The organism is Streptomyces sp. NPDC055400 (genome assembly GCF_053644375.1).
The window spans coordinates 414,088-431,437 of sequence record NZ_JBSHLM010000005.1 but is presented as its reverse complement, the minus strand read 5'-3'; the positions used below and the strand labels follow the sequence as shown (position 1 = coordinate 431,437).

At 71.3% G+C, this 17,350-nt stretch carries 12 protein-coding genes and 2 pseudogenes; 5 read left to right on the top strand and 9 right to left on the bottom strand.

The features are described 5' to 3' along the window. Positions 1-76: 76 nt before the first annotated feature. Positions 77-289, top strand: a pseudogene (locus tag ACWIGU_RS16155) (SDR family NAD(P)-dependent oxidoreductase); the annotation flags it as partial. 201 nt (positions 290-490) lie between these two features. Here the strand turns inward: ACWIGU_RS16155 and ACWIGU_RS16150 are convergent. Together ACWIGU_RS16150 and ACWIGU_RS16145 are read right to left on the bottom strand one after the other, a co-directional pair. Then, a complete protein-coding gene (locus tag ACWIGU_RS16150; protein ID WP_454401304.1) occupies positions 491-4,654 on the bottom strand; it encodes a caspase family protein in 4,164 nt (1,387 codons plus the stop codon). An 11-nt stretch (positions 4,655-4,665) separates the two neighbouring features. Further along, a complete protein-coding gene (locus ACWIGU_RS16145; RefSeq protein ID WP_454401302.1) occupies positions 4,666-5,550 on the bottom strand; it encodes an antibiotic ABC transporter ATP-binding protein in 885 nt (294 codons plus the stop codon). A gap of 153 nt (positions 5,551-5,703) precedes the next feature. Here ACWIGU_RS16145 and ACWIGU_RS16140 point away from each other — a divergent pair. Next, a pseudogene (locus ACWIGU_RS16140) lies at positions 5,704-5,856 on the top strand (IS110 family transposase); the annotation flags it as partial. 16 nt (positions 5,857-5,872) lie between these two features. Next, positions 5,873-6,055 carry an integrase gene (locus ACWIGU_RS16135; protein WP_454401300.1) on the top strand — a complete coding sequence of 61 codons (183 nt, stop codon included), beginning with the start codon at positions 5,873-5,875 and terminating at the stop codon, positions 6,053-6,055. A 30-nt stretch (positions 6,056-6,085) separates the two neighbouring features. On the opposite strand, the gene exaC is transcribed toward ACWIGU_RS16135, so the two are convergent. The 7 genes from exaC to xylB all read right to left on the bottom strand — a co-directional run bounded on the left by exaC (position 6,086) and on the right by xylB (position 15,353). Then, on the bottom strand, positions 6,086-7,609 hold the full coding sequence (gene exaC, locus ACWIGU_RS16130) for an acetaldehyde dehydrogenase ExaC (protein WP_454401298.1): 1,524 nt from the start codon (positions 7,607-7,609) through the stop codon (positions 6,086-6,088). 54 nt (positions 7,610-7,663) lie between these two features. Further along, positions 7,664-8,962 carry a GAF domain-containing protein gene (locus tag ACWIGU_RS16125; protein WP_454401296.1) on the bottom strand — a complete coding sequence of 433 codons (1,299 nt, stop codon included), beginning with the start codon at positions 8,960-8,962 and terminating at the stop codon, positions 7,664-7,666. Positions 8,963-9,119: 157 nt separating this feature from the next. Continuing rightward, positions 9,120-9,716 (bottom strand): N-acetylmuramoyl-L-alanine amidase, encoded by a 597-nt coding sequence (locus tag ACWIGU_RS16120; protein WP_454401294.1) that lies wholly within the window; start codon positions 9,714-9,716, stop codon positions 9,120-9,122. Between the two features lie 100 nt (positions 9,717-9,816). Next, positions 9,817-10,848 (bottom strand): acetamidase/formamidase family protein, encoded by a 1,032-nt coding sequence (locus tag ACWIGU_RS16115; RefSeq protein WP_454401292.1) that lies wholly within the window; start codon positions 10,846-10,848, stop codon positions 9,817-9,819. Then, the gene (locus tag ACWIGU_RS16110) at positions 10,845-12,362 is read right to left on the bottom strand and encodes an APC family permease (RefSeq protein ID WP_454401290.1); all 1,518 of its coding nucleotides are present in this window, start codon (positions 12,360-12,362) and stop codon (positions 10,845-10,847) included. The genes ACWIGU_RS16115 and ACWIGU_RS16110 overlap by 4 nt, the downstream gene beginning before the upstream one ends. Positions 12,363-12,631: 269 nt before the next feature. Beyond that, on the bottom strand, positions 12,632-13,837 hold the full coding sequence (locus tag ACWIGU_RS16105) for an ROK family protein (RefSeq protein ID WP_454401288.1): 1,206 nt from the start codon (positions 13,835-13,837) through the stop codon (positions 12,632-12,634). Between the two features lie 76 nt (positions 13,838-13,913). Then, positions 13,914-15,353 (bottom strand): xylulokinase, encoded by a 1,440-nt coding sequence (gene xylB, locus ACWIGU_RS16100; protein WP_454401286.1) that lies wholly within the window; start codon positions 15,351-15,353, stop codon positions 13,914-13,916. 166 nt (positions 15,354-15,519) lie between these two features. On the opposite strand from xylB, the gene xylA reads away from it, so the two are divergent. Next, a complete protein-coding gene (gene xylA / locus ACWIGU_RS16095; RefSeq protein WP_454401284.1) occupies positions 15,520-16,686 on the top strand; it encodes a xylose isomerase in 1,167 nt (388 codons plus the stop codon). 203 nt (positions 16,687-16,889) lie between these two features. Further along, on the top strand, positions 16,890-17,339 hold the full coding sequence (locus ACWIGU_RS16090) for an N-acetyltransferase family protein (RefSeq protein WP_454401609.1): 450 nt from the start codon (positions 16,890-16,892) through the stop codon (positions 17,337-17,339). The last annotated feature ends 11 nt before the right edge of the window (positions 17,340-17,350 follow it).

Sequence of the window (17,350 nt, the reverse complement as noted above, 5' to 3'; positions counted from 1 at the left end):
GGCTGCCCGCAGCGCGGACGCCCGCTGCGCACCCTTGGTCGCCTTCCCGATCACTGAGGTGGCGAGTGGATGAGGCATGAGTCGCACGGGCGGCCTGGTGAACAACGCGGGCGTCACCTCGCCCGTCGGCCCGTTCGCCGAGGCGCGTACCGAAGACCTGCGGCGCGTCCTCGATGTGAACGTGCTTGGTGTCATGAAGTGCTGCCGTCGCGCCGCGCGCGACATGACTCGGGCGGATGCCGGGGCCATCGTCCACGTGTCCTCCGGCGCCGCCACCCTCGGCAGTCCCGGCCAGTACGTCCACTACGCCGCGTCGAAGGCGGCCGTGGAGGTCCAGAGCGAGTGTCTTACGACTCCGTCTCGCGTTGGGGGCGACTGGCAGAGGGCTGGCCACGTCGGCACCAGGGTGTTGTCGCTGGCATACGCGGCTTCGGGCCGGTCGGCCCGGAGCAGATCGAGCGAACCCACCAGTTTGACCGAGCAGTGTGCGCTATGGCACGGCGGTGTGCTGCAGGGCGATGACTTCACTGGCCATTCCCAGAAGGAGCAGATCGTCGTTCGCCATGATGACTTGGGCCGACAGCGGCAGCGTGAGGACGGCCGTCACACGGGCCGAGAGCAGGTCCCACACTCGAACTTTCCGATCGTCACAGTTGGTGATGACATGAGGGCGACCGTCGATCTCTACCACCGCCATCGCGTTCAGCAAGTTCGCGGGGCCTGTGAGCGCGGGGCGTTCGATGCCTGTGACGAGGTCCCACACCCGCACGGTCCTGTCGAAGCTCGTCGTGAGGGCATGCGTGCGGCCTCGGAGTTCTGTCACCTTCACCGCGATCAACGATCGAGCGTGCCCAGTGAGGACAGCTCGTTCAGCTCCTGCGACGAGATCCCATACCCGCACCGTCCGGTCCTCACTGGAGGTGACGACGTGCGGACGACCGTCGATCTCCGTCACCAGCAGCATCCGCACCCACCGAGTGTGGCCAGTGAGGACAGCTCGTTCGGTACCGGAGATCACGTCCCATACCCGCACGGTTCCGTCGAAGCCGGCGGAGATGGCGTGGGGGCGGCCGTCGATCTCCGTCACCACCGCCTCGGTCACCCCGCCGGTGTGGCCCTCCAGGACGGCTCGTTCGCTGCCCGAGGCCACATCCCATACCCGCACCGTCGAGTCCGCGCCGGCGGTCACCGCGTGGGGCCGTCCGTCGATCTCGACCACCGCCAGTGAGTTCACCAGGCTGGTGCGGCCGGTGAAGACACCGCGGAGGGTGCCGGAGGCCACATCCCATATCTTCGCTGTTTCGTCGACGGTGAGGGCGTAGTAGCGGCCGTCGAGTCCCTCCGTGCCGGTGCTGAGGGCATGGAGGCGACCGCCGATCTGTGCCACCGCCATCATGAGCACCGAACCGGTGTGGCCGGTGAGGACGGTGCGTTCGGTGCCGGAGGCGACGTCCCACACCTGCACCGTTCCGTCGTCACCGGTTGCAAGGGCATGGGGACGGCCGCCGATGTCCGCGACAACCATCAACCGCAGTGCGCGCGTAGAGACGGCGAGATCGTCACGTTCAACACCGGCGACGAGATCCCACACCCGTACGGTCCCGTCGTCACTGCTGGCAGTGAGGACATGGGGGCGGTCGTGGAGCTCCGTCACCACCGCCGCATTCACCCAACGGGATGGGACGGCGATCGGAGCGCGTTCGGTGCCTGTAGCCAGATTCCATGTTCGCACTTGCCCGTCGATGCCGACGACGACGGCGTGGGGGGCGTTGTCGAGCTCGACCACCGCCACCATCTTTACTTCGCCGACTCGACCGACGCGATCGGTGAGAACGTCCCGCTCGGTTCCGGAAAGCAGGTCCCACAGCCGGACCGTCCCGTCGCGGCTGCCCGTGAGGGCGTGCGGACGTCCGTCGATCTCCGTCACCACGACCGTGCGCACCCGGTCGGTGTGACCTGTGAGAACGGCGCGTTCGACGGCAGAGACAACATCCCACAGCCGGACCGTCCCGTCGCGGCTGCCCGTGAGGGCGTGCGGACGTCCGTCGATCTCCGCCATCACGACCGTTTCCACCCCGCTGGTGTGGCCGGTGAGGACAGCGCGCTCGGTGCCGGAGACCAGGTCCCACACGCACACGGTCCGGTCATCGCCGGCGGTGACGGCGTGGGGACGGCCGTCGATCTCCGTCACCCCGACTGCGTTCACGTTGTCGGTGTGTCCGGTGAGGGTGGCACGCTGGGTGTTGGCTTCGAGGTCCCACACCCGTACCGTCCTGTCGCTGCCGACGGAGACGGCGTGGGCGCGGTTGTCGATCTCCGTCACCACGACCGCGTTCACGTATCCGGTGTGTCCGGTGAGGGTCGCCTGGTACGCGGGATGCACAAGGTTGCCCGTGGCCCACCGTGGTGCCCAGGGCCGGGTCCGGGCGAACTCGGCGGCAAGCTGGGGTTGTTGGTAGCGGGCGGCGTCGATGGCCAGGATGTCGCGGCGCCCGTCCGAGGTGAGCGATGCGTGGACGGCGGCGGACGCGCGGTAGATGTCCGCAACGGTGCGGTGGACCGGGTCGATGACCGTGTCCAATGCCCGCAGCAGCGGCGCGGCGTCCGAGTGGACCAGGTACTCCGGGTCCTCCAACAGCCTTGTCAGAACGCCGCCCGCCGCCGCGTGCGTGGCCACGTGGCGACGGATGTAGGGGTGGGCGGCGGGCCAGTCGTTCACGCCCGTGGCAGGGTCGCGGTGGACCAGGGCGATGAGCGTGCGGGCGATCGTGGCGTGGTCGTCGGACTCGTTGCCCGTGCGGCGCAGGTGTTCGGCCATCGTCTCGTGGAAGAGACGGTAGGCCGAGCCGTTCGGTGTCGGGGTCTCCACGATGTAGGCGCCCGCGTGCCGGTGGAGCCAGTCGAGGTCGTCCTGGGAGCAAGGCAGGCCGGACAGGGCCTCGGCGAGGGGGGCCCAGATGGTGGACCAGGGGAGGCCGGCGCCCTGGGCGTAGGCGAGGGGGCGCAGGAGGCGTTCGGCCTTGGGATGGTCGGGGCCGAAGCGGTCGAGGTAGGTGGCGAAGGCTTCCTTCGCGTCGCTGGGGAGGCGTTCGCGCCAGTCGGGGCGTGCGGTGTCGACGGTGATCTGGCTGTGGACGAGGGCGCGGGCGGTCATGCGGGCTACGAGGTAGGAGGAGCCTGCTCGTTCGGCGATGCCGTCGGCGATCGTGGCGGCGAGGGCGGGGTCGTGGCGGTAGGGGGAGCGGCTGTCGGGGTCCTGGGCGTCTTCCAGGACGGCGCGGGCGTACGCGGTGATGTCGGCGCGGGTGAGGTGTTCGGGCGCGTCGAGGTCGAGGATGTGTACGGCGTGGCCGAGGGAGGGGATCTGGGGACGCCGGGTGCCGACGACGAGCCGAACAGAGGGGAGGGCGGAGAGGGGCTGGAGGAGTTCGCGGGCGATGCGGCGGCTCTCTTGGGCGTCGCCCGCGGTGCCGGCCTCGTCGAGGGAGTCCACCACGACGGCGACCGGTGTGGTGCGGGCGGACAGGGCGGTGAGCACGGTGTCGCGGTCGGCCGGGGCGGGCAGGTGCAGGGCTTCGGCGAGGGCGGTCACCAGTTCGGTCAGGGAGGCGCGGCGCGCGTGCAGGGCGATGACATGAGGGCTGGAGGCGTCCGGGTCGGTCAGGGTCAGGAGGCGCCCCAGCAGCGCCGACTTGCCCGAGCCCGGATCCCCTGTGACGACCCGGGCCTTGCGGTCGTGGTTCGCGTCGCAGGTTGTGAGGAACCCGGCGAGTTCCTCCAGGGCGAGGACGCGGCCGGTGAAGTAGTCGCCGAGTTCCCCGGAGTGTTCGAGGCCGCGGCTACGTGGATCGAAGTGCCCGGCGTGCCGCCGGCGCAGCAGGACGAGACTCGCCAGGTCGATGCCGTCGGCGGGCAGGCCGGGCAGGTAGCGGGGGCTGGGGAAGAACGGGTCCTGGCCGTCGGTCTCGGTGGTGGTCAACCGGGCCTGCTGGCTGGGGCGGTGGGCGCGGAAGTGGTCGTTGACGCGTTCGGTGACCTCGCGGACGCTCACGTACCGCTGGGTGGCGCCGTGCCGCGGGTGGGCGAAGACGTCGGTGAGGGCGTCGACGAACGCGTTCTCCTTTGCCCGTCCCCGGGCGCGGGTGGAGGCCAGGTGCCAGCGGTTGGCCCGCCCGCGGTGCAGGTCCGCCAGGTCGGAGGCGAGCCGGCTGATGTCGGCGGTGCCGGCCCCGGCGTAGCAGGTGTCGAGCATGACCAGCAGATGCCCGACCGGGCTCTTCACCAGCGGGCGGGCCAGGTCCTCGGCCGCCAGTGCCCGGGTCCAGCGGCCGGGCCTGGTGTCCGTGCAGAGCAGGTAGTGGCGGTCCTCCTCGCTGACGCCGTGCCCGGCGAAATACACGACCACGACGTCCTCGGGGCCGAGGGACGTGTCCAGCGTCCAGTCCTCGATGCCCTCGGCCAGCTCGTCCCGGGTCGGGGCGTCGGCCAGGCCGGTGAGGACGGGCGTGTAACCCATCGGCTCCAGCAACTCCCGTACGCGGCGCACGTCCTCCGCGACACCGGGCAGGCCGTCGATGCCCGGATCCCGGAATGCCCCGGCCCCGACCGCGATCAGGAACCGGCGACCCACCATGTCGCCCCCGGCGTCAGTCATGCGTGCGACTCTCACAGCCCGGCAGCTACGGCTGTCCCGGTCTTCGGCGCCGTCAGATAGCGCTCGAAGTCATGCATCCGCACCCCGTTGGTGATCGTCCGGTCGTCCACTCCCGTGCCGGGGCCGGACACGAAGTGCGGGGCCAACTGGCCCACCAGCGCGACGATGTCCCCCGGGTCCGCGACGTTCGTCCACCGCGCCACCCCGCCGGGCCACGCCCCGCGCCCCTCCACCGGCAGCGGGCTCAGCCGCCGGTGGATCACCGGCAGGCCCAGTGGGGAGCCCACCGTCACGAGATCCGTCACCGGCCAGTCGGGTTTCTCGCACAGCGCCTCGTACGCGACGACCGAACCCAGCGAATGCGCCACCACGACCCGGGTGTCCGGACCGATCTCCGCCGTGACCGCCGCGCGGGCGGCCTGCCACACCGGCGGTTCGTCCAGGTAGCGGCGCACCTGCTTCAGCTCGCCGATCAGCATCCGCTCCGACGCCGGCTGGAAGAACCGGGCCTGCGTCAGACCGTTCAGCCGTTCGCGCACCCACCGGGAGAGCAGCATCCGGGAGGCGGCGTAGGCGGCCGGGCCCCGCGACCCCTCCTCCTCAGGCGGCTCCACTCCGTCGTCGATCTCGGCGGCCTGCCGCCACCACGCGTCGAGGAGTTCGGCCTCCAGGCCGTCCTCCACATCGTGCTCGTTCCAGGCGGGGAGACCGTTGGACCGGGTCCCGGGCTCGATGAAGCAGTGCCCGTAGAACGCGCATGTCACGTCCTCCGGCCGGAGCGCCGTCCCGGTGGCCAGCTTCACCCCGTCACGGAGCGCGGCACCGAGCCGCAACGACAGCAACTCCGGTCCTTCGAACTGCTGAGCCACCCCGTGCACCAGCACCACCTGAGCCACAACAATCCTCCCCGAGCACCTGCCCAACTACTTGCTCAGACTAAGGGTTGTCCTACCTTCCAATTGGGATGCGCGACTTGATCGCTGCTGTAGGACAACGCCGGCGCGGTCGTCTGCGGGTGCCATGTGCGACGAACGGGCGGAGGGGAACGTGTGCCCGACATCTGGGCCGGTGTGGACATCGGCAAGACACATCACCACGCCGTGGCGATCATCGCGGAGGGCAAGCGTCTGCTGTCCCGCCGGATCCGCAATGACGAGACCGAACTGCTGACACCGCTCGGCGACGTGTTGGCGATATCCGATCTGGCTGCACTCCGGTGTGGACCCGGCCGAATGTGCCCGCCGCGCCGGCCAGAGCATTGAGGCGTTCTGGCGCCTCTACACCAAGTTCCTGGACGGCGCGCGGGAGCAGGCCAACCGCCTCATCGAGCAGTTGATGGAGGAGTGGGACCGCGTCGGGCTCGGGTATGAGTGGGTCGGACGGAAGGCGCCTGACGGGTGAAAGCCCAGGTCAGGCGCCTTCTGTCTGGTCCTAGAAGAACCCGAGCTTCTGCGCCGAGTAGGACACCAGAAGGTTCTTCGTCTGCTGGTAGTGCTCCAGCATCATCTTGTGGTTCTCGCGGCCGATGCCCGACTGCTTGTAGCCGCCGAAGGCGGCGTGGGCCGGGTACGCGTGGTAGCAGTTCGTCCAGACCCGGCCCGCCTGGATCGAACGGCCCGCGCGGTACGCCGTGTTGATGTCGCGGGTCCACACGCCCGCGCCGAGGCCGTACAGCGTGTCGTTGGCGATTTTGATCGCGTCGTCGTAGTCGGCGAACGAGGCGACGGAGACGACCGGGCCGAAGATCTCCTCCTGGAAGATCCGCATGCGGTTGTTGCCCTCGAAGATGGTGGGCTGGACGTAGTAGCCGCCCGCCAACTCGCCGTCGTATTCGATGCGCTGACCGCCCGTCAGGACCTTCGCGCCCTCCTGCTGGCCGATGTCCAGGTAGGAGAGGATCTTCTGGAGCTGGTCGTTGGACGCCTGGGCGCCGATCATAGTGTCGGTGTCGAGCGGGTTGCCCGGCCTGATGGCCTCCGTGCGGGCGATCGCCGCGTCGAGGAACTCGCTGTAGTGGCCCTGCTGGATCAGCGCGCGCGAGGGACACGTGCAGACCTCGCCCTGGTTGAGGGCGAACATCGTGAAGCCCTCGAGGGCCTTGTCGCGGAAGTCGTCGTCCTTCGCCCACACGTCGTCGAAGAAGATGTTCGGCGACTTGCCGCCGAGTTCGAGGGTGACCGGCTTGATGTTCTCGGACGCGTACTGCATGATCAGCCGGCCCGTCGTGGTCTCGCCGGTGAACGCGACCTTGGCCACGCGCGCGCTGGACGCGAGCGGCTTGCCCGCCTCCACGCCGAAGCCGTTGACGACGTTCACGACGCCCGGCGGCAGCAGGTCGGCGACCAGGCTCAGCCAGAAGTGGATGGACGCCGGGGTCTGCTCCGCGGGCTTGAGGACCACCGCGTTGCCCGCCGCGAGGGCCGGGGCGAGCTTCCAAGTGGCCATCAGGATCGGGAAGTTCCACGGAATGATCTGCGCCACGACGCCGAGCGGCTCGTGGAAGTGGTACGCGATCGTGTCGTCGTCGATCTCGCTGAGCGAGCCCTCCTGGGCGCGCAGGGCGCCGGCGAAGTAGCGGAAGTGGTCGATGGCGAGCGGGATGTCGGCGGCGAGCGTCTCGCGGACCGGCTTGCCGTTCTCCCAGCTCTCGGCGACCGCCAGCTTCTCGAGGTTCGCCTCCATCCGGTCGGCGATCTTGAGGAGGATGTCGGCGCGCGCGGTGGGCGACGTACGGCCCCAGGCGGGCGCGGCGGCGTGCGCCGCGTCGAGGGCGCGCTCGACGTCCGCCTCGGTGCCCCTGGCGATCTCCGTGAACGGCTTCCCGTTGACCGGACTCGGGTTCTCGAAGTACTGGCCGAGGGCCGGCGGCACGTACTCGCCGCCGATGAAGTGGTCGTAGCGGGCCTGGTAGGAGACGACTGAGCCGTTGGTACCGGGCGCTGCGTAAAGGGTCATCTTGGCTGGCCTCCCGTGCGAGCCGCCCGCCGTTGGGCAGCTTTCGCACGGAGGCTAGGCGCGCGGACGTTGCAGATACGTTGCGTACGACGCCGGAGGGCCGGGCGAGGCCTGCTCCGCGTCGAGTTCCCTGAGGCGGGCAAGGACGGGCGGCGCGGGGCGCACCGTGGCCAGCGCCCGCCACACGTCGAGGTCCTCCTCGCCCCACGGCGCGTGCGCCCAGTCCGCCAGCAGGTCGGGGTCGCCCCGCGCGATGAGCGCGGCACGCATCTCGTCGGTGAGCCTACGCCGTATACGAACGACGGCAGGGGCCTGCGAGCCGGGCAGCAGCGGTCCGCCGAACGCGGCGGCGGCCGCCGTCACCGCGCCCGTCCCCAGGCGCCGCTCGACCGTCCCGAAGTCGGATTCGACGGGCGCCGCCAGGCGGTAGGGGCGCGAGCCGAGGATGTCGGGGCCGAGTACGCGGCGCAGGCGCGCCAGTTCGGCCCGCAGCGTCACTGGCGTGACCGACTCGTCCTCGTACAGGGCGCACAGCAGCTCGTCGCCGGTCAGGCCCTCCGGGTGGCGGGCCAGCAGGACGAGGATCTCGCTGTGCCGGCGGCTGAGGCGGATCTTGCGTCCGCCGCTCGTGATGAGGAGCGCCTCGTCCCGGCCCAGCGCGGTGAGTCGGAGGCTGTCCGCGTCCGAAGGCGGCGGCGCGAGCAGCGCCAGCTGGGACTCCGCCGCACGGGCCACCGCCTGCACGAACGCCAGGCTGTGCGGATGGGCAAGCCCGTCCCCGCCGGTGATGTCGACGGCACCGAGCAGCCGTCCCGAACGCGGATCGTGCACGGGGGCCGCCGCACAGGTCCACGGCTGGACGCGCCGGATGAAGTGCTCGGCTGCGAACACCTGGACGGGCCGGTCGACCGCCACGGCCGTCCCCGGCGCGTTCGTCCCCATCGCCGTCTCCGACCAGCGCGCGCCTGGCACGAAGTTCATCTTCCCCGCCCGCTGCCGCGTCGTCCGGTCGCCCTCGACCCACAGGAGCCGGCCGTGCGCGTCGCACACGGCGAGCAGATGCTCACCGTCCTGGGCGAACGTGCCCATGAGTTCACGGAACAGCGGCATGACCCGGGCCAGCGGATGCTCGGCGCGGTACGTCCCGAGGTCGCCGTCGCTCAGCTCCACCGACGCCGAGGCGTCCGGGCTGACGTGCGCTGTGGCGGAGCGCCGCCAGGAATCGGCCACCACGGAGCGCACCGGGCGGGACACGGTCCCCGCGGCGGTGAACGTCTCGTGCGCGCGGCGCAGGACCCGTACCCGCTCGGACGGATCGGTGCCCGGCTCCAGCGCCACCCATGGATCGGTCAAGTCGGCCTCCCCGGCGGGCGATGCGGCGGTGCATCGCTGTGGGGACATCGTCGCGCCGGGGACGCATACGGACAAGCGTCCCGACACTGATCCGCACGGATGCGTCACAGTGCGTGCGCGTCGGGCAGGCCGACCCCCCTGCGCTCCTGGCCACCGCTCAGGCGAAGTTGACCATCCTGATGTAGCGGGTCCAGTCCCAGTACGGGCCCGGGTCGGTGTGGTCCGTGCCGGGGACCTCGTAGTGCCCGAGGATGTGCGCGCGGTCCATCGGAATGCCGTACTTGGCGCAGATCGCGGCCGTCAGGTTGGCGGACGACTGGTAGAGCGCGTCGGTGAAATACTGCGGCTGGTCGACCCAGCCCTCGTGCTCGATGCCGATGCTTCGGGTGTTGTAGTCCCAATTCCCCGCGTGCCAAGCGATGTTGCGTTCGCGGACGCACTGGGCGATGTGGCCGTCGGACGAGCGGACCACGTAGTGCGCGGAGACCTGCTTGGCCGGGTTCTGGAAGATGGCCAGGGCGTCGGCGTACGTCTCCTGGGTTACGTGGATGATCACGTAGTTCAGGGGATAGCTGGTGGGGCGGCTGGACGCCGTGTAGTTGGAGGTGCTGGCAGGAACGGACTCGGCGCCCGGATAGTCGACGGCCTGCGCCCCGGCGGAGGCGCGGGCGGCGGGGAGCAGTGCTGCGGGCACGGCGGCGAGCGCGCCGGCCTGGAGTAACCGGCGCCGGCTCGGAAGTGGCCTTCGGTCCATGACTGGTCTGCCTCTCTGGTGGGGACGGTGGGGCAGGGCTCTGTCTGCGAACAGCGAACGAACAGCGAACAGCGAACAGCGAACAGCGAACGGTGGGTCGTCAGAAGGTGCGGTGGTCCGGGCGGGGGAGCGTCGCGGCGACGTCCCTCAAGTGCGCGTGCAGCCCGCGATGCGTCTCCCGCGCCGGCAGCCACTCCTTACGGAGCTTCGCCACGCACGTGTAGTTCGTATCGCAGACGTTGGCGAGCGGCGACTCGACGGTCTGCGAGGCGAACTGGTAGGCGTCCAGCTCACTGAAGCCGTAGTCGCGCTCCAGCCAGCGCACCAGGTCGAGTTGGGATATCCGGAACGCGTCCTCGAGGGGCCGCGCCGACCCGGTCGAGATGATGTGCGTGTCCGACTCGATGCGCGGCCACGGCGTGGCGACGCCCTTGAGGAGCTCGACGATCACGACGGTCCGCATGGCGCACTCGACGGCGACGCCGCACGTCTCGCCCTCGCCCTGCCGCGCGTGCCCGTCGCCGAGGCTGAGCAGCGCGCCCTCGACGTTCACCCCGAGGTAGCAGGTGACGCCCGCCCGCATTTCCGGCGAGTCCATGTTGCCGCCGTGCGCGTCCGGGACGAGGGCCGAGCGGACCTCGAGGTTCGCCGGTGCCACGCCGACCGTTCCGTGCATCGGGTCCATCGGCAGCTCGACCTGGAGGTCGCTGTCGTGCGCGGTGAACCGGGCGGTGCGTCGTTCCCGGTCGAGGTGCCACATCCATACGACCTCGGGCAGCGGGGGCTGGAGCGTGGCGGTGGTGTGGGTGGACGTGAGTGCGCCGAAGAGCGGGACGGTCGTGGACGCCGCCCAGTCGCGGGCCGGCTCGACCGAGACGAAGTGCACCGCGACCGTGTCGCCGGGTTCGGCGCCCTCGATGTGGAAGGGCCCGGTCTGCGGATTGAGGAACGGGAACTCGCACACCTGCGACACCAGGTCCTTCTCGGACCGCACCCGCCCGTCGAAACAGTCCTCCGTGTACAGGTCCAGGACCGTGCCCGGCGCGATCCGGGCTACGGGCGGCGCGCCGCCGAACGTGTAGGCGTACTCGCCCGGTTCGGGCCGCACGGTCAGGATCCTGGCGTCGTTCATCGCTGTGCTGCTCCGCTCTGTGAGGTGGGTGCGTCAGGGTCCGGGCCCGGGTCCGGTTCTCCGTCCGGTGCGTCGTCGTCGAGATGGACACGTCCGGTCTGCGCTATGCGTTCTGGATGGCGCCGCAGGAGCACGGCGAGCACCACGACCCCCGCGAGCATCCACACGGCGACGACCGGGCCCGCGTAGGAAACCGGCGCCGTCAGCTCCGACACGAAGTCGAAGACCGGCAGGCCCGCGGCCGTCAGCAGCGCGGGCACGAAGGCGACGATGCCGAGGAGCGGGAGGACGAGATGGCGCACCGGACGCAGCGCGGAGCGGCCGCGGCGCAGGAAGTACCCGGCACAGGCGAGGTTGGCCACGATGTACACACCGATGATGACCGTGACGATCACCGTCGCCAGGAGCAGGAACGCCGTCACCGGGTCGTAGGCGAAACCGAGCCCGAGCATCGCCGCGACCGCGACGGCGAACTGGACGGCGACGCCGGTGACGGGGGAGCGGCGCACCGGGTGCAGGCGCGCGAAGCCGCTCGGGAAGACGCCGATCCGTCCGAGGGCGAAGGCCGTGCGGGTCGAGACGTTGGCGCACGCGTTGGCGTTCGCGATCGTCGAGTTCACCACCGCCAGGAACACCAGGACCCAGAAGAGGCCGAACGAGGCGCGGGCCACGCCCTCCCACGACGCGGCGCCCTCCGCTCCGAACGTCGCGAACCTGTCGGGCCCGAAGTACACCGACATCGCGTACGTCGTCAGTACGTAGAAGAGCCCGATCGCCAGGGCCGCCCCGAGGACCGCCCGGTGCATGGTGCGTCGCGGGTCGCGGGTCTCCTCGGCGAGGGGCGCCGCCGCCTCGAACCCGGCGAACGCCAGCACCGTGTACACCGAACCGGCGAAGACGCCGCTCCAGCCCTCGTACCCCTGTGCCGAGTGCGAAGTGCCGAACACCGAAAGGGTGTTGTCGCTGCCCGCCTTCGAGATCAGCAGGATCGCGAAGGCCAGGAAGACGACGACTTCGAAGGCACCGAGCACCGTCCCGAAGCGGGCCGACGCGCGCACTCCGAAATAGCCTGCCACGGCGATGATCATGGCTCCGGCTAGGGACCACGGCCACCACAGGTCCGCCGGGTACGACGACCACTCGTTGTGCAGCGTCCCGGCCGTGGTGAAGCCCAGTTGCAGCAGAAGCAGAGGCGGCACAAGGGCCTCGACGAACACATAGCCCCAGCCGACGAGGAACCCCACGCTCGGATGGAGGCCGCGCGCGGCATACGTCGATACGGAGCCGGCCGCGGGCAGTTCGCGTGCCAGCTCCGCCACGCACGACGCGGTGAACAGGCAGGCCACCAGCGCGATCAGCACGGACAGCGGCAGACTGCCGCCCGCGAACGCCGTACCCGCCGGGATCGACGCGGCGACCGCGGCCGCCGGCGCCATCGCCGTGATGCTCTGGAACAGGACCTCACGCAGCCCGATCGCCCCGCGTCGTAGTCCCGTTCCGTTCTGAACGTCCACCCCCGACACCTGAATCCCCCGATCCACGTGACCGCGCCACCGCGCCGAGGCGGTGGCGTCCCGCGTGAATTACGTTAAGCGCCTTGGCGGTTGGGGCGGAAGAGGGCGCGGCGCACCTGTGGATAACTCGCCGTTTGTGAACAACCGCACGTCAGAGGTCCGAACCTCTGGCACTTCGCGCGCCACGGCGCAGAGGTCCACGCGACCCGCGCGCCATGGTCCAAGGGTCCGGACAGCCACGTCCAAGGGTCCGGACGGCCACCCGCGTGCTACACGCTCGCCGCCACCGGATCGTCGAGCACCGCCCGCACCACCGAGTGCGCCGCACCCAGCAGAGGGCCGTCGGACCCCAGGCGCGACACCGTCACCCCGTCGGCCGGCGTCGCCGTCCGGCGCGTCAACTCCCGTTCCAGCGCGGGCAGTAGCCACGGCGCGAGCCGCGACAGCGCCCCGCCCAGCACGACCGCCCGAGGGTCGAGGAGGTTCACCGCCCCGGTCAGCGCGATGCCCAGGGCGGCCCCGGCGCCGCGCAGCGCCCGCCGCGCATCCGTGTCCCCTGCCGCGGCGCGCTCGGCGAGCAGGCCCACCCGGTCCTCGCCGGGACCGAGACCCGCCGCGCGCAGCACGGCCTCCTCGCCCGCGTACTGCTCCAGGCAGCCGCGCCCTCCGCACGGGCACGCAGGTCCCTCCGGGCGGACCGGAACGTGCCCCAACTCGCCCGCGAATCCACGGGTTCCGCGCAGCAGCTTGCCGTCGACGACGAGCGCCGCGCCGATGCCGATCTCGGCCGAGACGTGCAGGAAGTCGGCCGGGGTGTCCTCGCCGAGCCAGAGCTCGGCGAGGGCCCCGAAGTTCGCCTCGTTGCCGACGCTCAGCGGCAGGACGGACCGTGGCTCGGTCAGTGTCGGGAGCAGCGCGGAGACGTCCGTGTCGTGCCAGTCCAGGTTGGGCGCCCGGACCACCGTGTGCGTGCCGCGCGCGACCAGGCCCGGCACCGCGACCGCGAGGCCCGCCGGGCGCAGCCCCTCTCGTTCGGCACGGGCCGTCACCTCCCGGACCAGCACGGACAGTTCCTTGAGGACGGGCCCGGGCGCGCGCCCGCGGTTGGCGACGCGGCGCACGGCACGCGCGCGTACCTCGCCGCTCAGATCGACCGCGCACACCGCGAGATGATCGACGCCGACCTCGGCCCCGATCCCGGCGGGACCGCTGCGGCTGACGACGAGCGCCGAGCCGGGACGCCCGACCCTGCCGGGCCGCTGTGGGCCGAGCTCCTCGATCAGACCCGACCGGATCAGTTCGTCGACGAGCGTCGACACCGCGGCCCTGGTCAGCCCGATGTGCTGGGCGACCGTGGCCCGCGACAGCGGTCCGTCCGTGGCGACGGCGTGCATGACCCGCGAGAGGTTGCGCCGGCGCATGGCCTGCTGGGTGTCGGGCGTGCCGGGCCGGGGCTCGTGCAGTGGTGCGGTCATGCCTCCGGACGCTCCCATGGGGTCGGGCCGGCGCACGCGGCCGTCGGCCTTCCTGGATCCTCGGTCGGCGGGGTGGTCAGCGCGGACCCCTGTCCAGGAGCGGGGCCGCGTCGGAGAGTACCCCGGAGATCCGCGCCAGCGCCGCCTCGTCCTGCTCCACAGGATCCAGAACAGGCCCCTGCGCCGTTCCCCAGCGCCGTGCCACCGCCGCCGGATCCTCCCCGGTCAACAGCCCGGCGGCCTGTGCCGCGGCGCCGAGCGCGACCAGCTCGCGGGCCTCGGGCACCTGCACGGCACGGCCCGAGAGTCGTCGTACGGTCTGCTGCCAGGCCGTTCCCCGGGCGCCGCCCCCGATGAGCAGCAGCGGCACCGACAGGTCGGCGTCCGCGTCGAGGACGAGGTCGAGCGCGCCCAGGAGGGCGTGGACGGCACCGTCGTAGGCGGCCTGCAGGAGCTGGCCTCCCGTGGTGTCGTGCCGCAGTCCGTGCAAGAGCCCTGAGGCGTTCGGCAGGTCGGGGGTGCGCTCGCCGTCCAGGTAGGGCAGCAGCGTGATGTCGCCGCCGGGTTCGACGGCCTCGCGGTCCCGGCCGAGCAGCGCGGCGATCCGGTCGACGGCCAGCGTGCAGTTCAGGGTGCACGCGAGCGGCAGCCAGTCGCCGCGCGCGTCGGCGAAGCCGGCGACGGTGCCGGTCGGGTCCGCGGGACGGTGCCGCGACACCGCGTACACCGTGCCGGACGTGCCGAGGCTGAGGACCGGGGTGCCGGGCCGGAGTCCGAGGCCGAGGGCGGCCGCCGCGTTGTCGCCCGTGCCCGCGGCCACCAGCGTCCCCTTGGAGAAGGGAAGTTCACCCGAGCCGTGGACCGTACCGGCCACCTCTCCGGGGCGCACGACCCGGGGGAGCAGCGCCGGATCGAGCCCCACGCGCGCGAGGATGTCGTCGTCGTACGACTCCGTGGCCGAGGCCCACCAGCCCGTGCCCGAGGCGTCGCCCCGGTCCGTCGTGCCGTCGCCGGTCAGCCGCTGTGTGAGGTAGTCGTGCGGCAGCCGCACCGCGGCCGTGGCGCGTACGGCGTCCGGTTCGTGCTCGGCCAGCCATGCCCACTTGGTGACGGTGAACGAGGCCCCGGGCACACTGCCCACCCGCTCGGCCCACGCCTTGGGGCCGCCCACCTCGTCGATGAGGCGGCGGGCCTGGGGCGCCGAGCGCACATCGTTCCAGAGCAGCGCGGGACGTACCGGCCGGCCGGCGGCGTCGAGCGTGACGAGGCCGTGCTGCTGACCGCCGACCGACACCGCCGAGGCCCGGTGCGCCGCCTCACCGCACTGGCGCAGCGCCTCGCACAGGGCGGTCCACCACTGCTCGGGGTCGCTCTCGCGGCCCTGCCCCGCGCTCACCGTGTGCGGTGCCTGGCCGCTCGCCACGACCGCGCCCGTGGCGGCGTCGACGACCAGGGCCTTCGTGGACTGCGTGGAGCTGTCCACCCCGACGACGAGTGGTCCATCGGCTGATGACATGCGGCTCTCCCGTTCCCGACAAGACGATTCCGTGGCAGTCCGAAGTGCATGTGCGACAGAGCGTTCACCTAATGCTCCCCCCAGATGCCTCTTCCCAGCGACGTGTCTGCATACTAATTTGTAAAGTGCCATGACGAAATAGGCATGACTGACGAGGAGCCGCGACATGACGTACCGACCCACCCCCGACGACAAGTTCAGCTTCGGCCTGTGGACGGTCGGCTGGCAGGGACGCGACCCGTTCGGCGACGCCACCCGCGCCGCCATCGACCCGGCCGAGTCCGTGCGGCGCCTGGCCGACCTCGGCGCCTACGGGGTGACGTTCCACGACGACGACCTGATCCCCTTCGGGGCCTCGGACACCGAGCGCGAGTCCCACGTCAAGCGCTTCCGCCAGGCCCTCGACGCCACCGGCCTGATCGTCCCGATGGCCACCACGAACCTCTTCACGCACCCCGTCTTCAAGGACGGGGCGTTCACCGCGAACGACCGGGACGTACGCCGGTACGCCCTGCGCAAGACCATCCGCAACATCGATCTCGCCGTCGAACTCGGCGCGAAGACGTACGTCGCCTGGGGCGGACGCGAGGGCGCCGAGTCCGGCGCGGCCAAGGACGTACGGGCCGCGCTCGACCGGATGAAGGAGGCGTTCGACCTGCTCGGCGAGTACGTCGTCCAGCAGGGCTACGACCTGAAGTTCGCGATCGAGCCGAAGCCGAACGAGCCGCGCGGCGACATCCTCCTGCCCACGGTCGGCCACGCCCTCGCCTTCATCGAGCGCCTGGAGCGGCCCGAGATGTACGGCGTGAACCCGGAAGTGGGCCACGAGCAGATGGCGGGGCTCAACTTCTCGCACGGCATCGCCCAGGCGCTGTGGGCGGGCAAGCTCTTCCACATCGACCTCAACGGCCAGACGGGCATCAAGTACGACCAGGACCTCCGCTTCGGCGCGGGCGACCTGCGCTCGGCGTTCTGGCTGGTCGACCTGCTGGAGACCGCCGGGTACGAGGGGCCGCGGCACTTCGACTTCAAGCCGCCGCGCACCGAGGACTACGACGGCGTGTGGGCGTCGGCCGAGGGCTGCATGCGCAACTACCTGATCCTGCGTGAGCGTGCGGCCGCGTTCCGGGCCGACCCGGAGGTTCAGGAGGCGCTGCGCGCCTCGCGGCTCGACGAGCTGATGCAGCCCACCGCTGCCGACGGTCTGTCGGGGCTGCTCGCCGACGCGAGCGCCTTCGAGGGCTTCGACGTGGAGGCGGCCGCCGCCCGCGGCATGGCCTTCGAGCGCCTCGACCAGCTGGCGATGGACCACCTGCTGGCGGCCCGCGGCTGACCGTCACGCGCGCGTAGTGCGCGGTTCGGCCCCCGCCAACTCACGTGCGGGGGCCGAACCTCAGCCGTTGCCCCCGGGCGGCGCACCGGGACGTACGTGGCCTCTGTGATACTTCGGCGATGGACATACGCACGACGGAGTACGCGGAACCGCCTGGTCAGGAGGCTTCTGAGGCATGCCGGCCGCCCGGCGTCCGGTGGGAGCTGAGGGCTGCCCGGCCTGCCGACGTGGAGCCGATCGCCGAGCTGCGCGCCGTCGTCATGCGACCGGACCTGGTGCGCCTCGGCCGCTACGACGAGCACCGAGTGCGGCAGCGGCTGCGCGACACCTTCTCCGAGCGGTACACCTCCGTCGTCCTGGCCGACGGCGCGTTCGCGGGCAGCGTCACGATGCGCCCCGCACAGTCCGGGGGCCAGTGGATCGAGCACTTCTACCTCGCCCCGGAACAGCAGGGCAGGGGTCTCGGCACGGCCGTCCTGCGCGCACTGCTCGACCGGGCCGACGCGGCGGGCGAAACCGTACGCCTGGACGTCATCCAGGGCAGCGCGGCCCGCCGCCTCTACGAGCGCCACGGCTTCACCCTCGAATCGGAGGACCCGGTCGACGTGTTCATGGTGCGTGCCCCACGGGTCATGCCGCAGGCCCGCCCCTGATCCCTGACCTC

What these genes read in the sequence shown, in the direction of transcription:
- ACWIGU_RS16150 (WP_454401304.1), bottom strand. Translation starts at nt 4,654, where the DNA reads ATGACTGACGCCGGGGGCGACATGGTGGGTCGCCGGTTCCTGATCGCG.
- ACWIGU_RS16115 (WP_454401292.1), bottom strand. Translation starts at nt 10,848, where the DNA reads ATGAACGACGCCAGGATCCTGACCGTGCGGCCCGAACCGGGCGAGTAC.
- ACWIGU_RS16105 (WP_454401288.1), bottom strand. Translation starts at nt 13,837, where the DNA reads ATGACCGCACCACTGCACGAGCCCCGGCCCGGCACGCCCGACACCCAG.
- ACWIGU_RS16120 (WP_454401294.1), bottom strand. Translation starts at nt 9,716, where the DNA reads ATGGACCGAAGGCCACTTCCGAGCCGGCGCCGGTTACTCCAGGCCGGC.
- xylB (WP_454401286.1), bottom strand. Translation starts at nt 15,353, where the DNA reads ATGTCATCAGCCGATGGACCACTCGTCGTCGGGGTGGACAGCTCCACG.
- exaC (WP_454401298.1), bottom strand. Translation starts at nt 7,609, where the DNA reads ATGACCCTTTACGCAGCGCCCGGTACCAACGGCTCAGTCGTCTCCTAC.
- xylA (WP_454401284.1), top strand. Translation starts at nt 15,520, where the DNA reads ATGACGTACCGACCCACCCCCGACGACAAGTTCAGCTTCGGCCTGTGG.